Annotated in this window: 2 protein-coding genes; both read left to right on the forward strand. The window is 67.1% G+C overall.

The features are described 5' to 3' along the window. Positions 1 to 271: 271 nt before the first annotated feature. Positions 272 to 544, forward strand: a complete 273-nt coding sequence (locus MKK69_RS12835) for an HU family DNA-binding protein (protein WP_243968275.1) — start codon at positions 272 to 274, stop codon at positions 542 to 544. 401 nt (positions 545 to 945) lie between these two features. Next, the coding region (locus MKK69_RS12840; protein WP_243968276.1) for a hypothetical protein at positions 946 to 1,158 on the forward strand (213 nt) is incomplete at its 3' end.

Genomic DNA, 1,158 nt, shown 5'->3' on the forward strand with positions numbered 1-1,158 from the left:
CGTCACGGTGGGCACCGCGATTGCCAGGGCGAGGATCAGGATCGGACGGAGTAGGCGCATGCGGTTCACATAGTGCCGCGCGCCCTCGGTCACGGCAACTTGTTGCCGTGGATCGAAGCCAAGTTCTCAATGGGCAATCGCACGGCCCTGCGCCTTATGCAGGCGGCCGAGGCACTAGCGAGCAACTCCGCCACGGTGGCGGATCTGCCCGCGACTGTCCTTCACCCGCTTGCCGCTCCGTGCACGCAAGAGCCCATCCGGCAGGAAGTTCATGCGCGAGGCCGACGCGGTGGTCGACGTCATTCTAGACCGCATCACCGATGTGCTGGCCGACGGCGACCGTGTCGAGCTGCGCGACTTCGGCACGTTCGCGACGAAGGAAACCCGAGCCCGCACCGGCCGCAACCCGAAGACCGGTCAGAGCGTCGCCGTCGCAGCCAAGCAGACCGTCCAGTTCAAGCTGGGCAAGGCCATGCGTGTGCGGCTGAACCTCAAGCCGGCGGATCAGGGAGGCGAGGCGGAGCTCCTGCGGCAGGCATCGTGATATCGCCCGCGGTATCGAGCGCCTCGGCCGCGGCCATCTCGCGCCCCATCGCGATCCGCTGCTCACGCAGGTATCCGGTTGCCCAAAGTTTGCTGGCGAAGCGCCGCGTGCCCGGCGGATAGATCCGCACGCCGCCATTCCGCACCTTGGCGGCATCGTGTTCCGGCGCGTCGAGGACCTAACGGTGCGCACATGATCGGCTGACGCCCAGCGCCTCTGCAATCGCCCGCACCGAAACATGCTCGGCTCGCATCGCGCACGCCCGGGCCCGTAGTTCGGTGAACAGCACCCCGCTCACCGGGTGCCAGCGGTGGATCTGCCGCCTCATCGGTACCGCCTCCCCCCATACCGATGAAATGGACACGCCGGCCGCACGTGAACGGGGGGAACCCGCCGCCGTCATGTCCGCAGTTTCTCTGCAGTCCCTCTACGATAGCAGGCTTCTACCAGCGCCGTTTCTCGTCGAGCGGAGGCTTGTTCTCCAAGCCGTGGATGCCGACGAGGATGCCCTCAGCGCTCATTCACTCGAGTCCGTCGACAAGTTGGGCGAGGCGTCGTCCCGCAGCCCGATCGTGGGGGCGCCTCACTACGGTGTGCTGCCCGCCCCAGCCGAA

It is taken from the genome of Methylobacterium sp. J-026 (assembly GCF_022829585.1).
Lineage (GTDB): Bacteria > Pseudomonadota > Alphaproteobacteria > Rhizobiales > Beijerinckiaceae > Methylobacterium.

Bases quoted from the DNA above. Each gene is read 5' to 3' on its own strand.
- MKK69_RS12835 (WP_243968275.1), top strand. From the start codon at position 272: ATGCGCGAGGCCGACGCGGTGGTCGACGTCATTCTAGACCGCATCACC.